The organism is Mesorhizobium sp. M1D.F.Ca.ET.231.01.1.1, assembly GCF_003999155.2.
Lineage (GTDB): Bacteria > Pseudomonadota > Alphaproteobacteria > Rhizobiales > Rhizobiaceae > Mesorhizobium.
The window spans coordinates 1-297 of the sequence record NZ_RZOZ02000235.1 but is presented as its reverse complement, the minus strand read 5'-3'; the positions used below and the strand labels follow the sequence as shown (position 1 = coordinate 297).

Here is a 297-nt window from a genome sequence, read left to right as displayed (position 1 = left end):
AGCGATTGGCGCTGCTGTCGAAGAGGTTCTCAGAAATCGTTTTTGAGAAGATCCTCGCTGCGCCTTTCATTCCCGGCGCGCGGGAACTGCTTGAAAAAGCGACTGGGCGTTCCAGGCTTTTCGTCGTTTCCGGAACCCCGCAGCAAGAACTGGTCGAGGTCATCCGTCAGCGAGCCCTTGATCACTATTTCGAGCTGGTCATCGGCGCGCCGACGAAAAAACGCGAGGCCTTCGCGCGGATCTTGCACATGGGGCTTTCGCGCGAAACCGTGGTGGCGGTCGGCGATTCAATCACGG

1 protein-coding gene is annotated in these 297 nt (G+C 58.6%); it reads left to right on the top strand.

The window, feature by feature from the left end:
* The coding region (locus EN874_RS33095) for an HAD family hydrolase (protein ID WP_189396761.1) at positions 1-297 on the top strand (297 nt) is incomplete at both ends.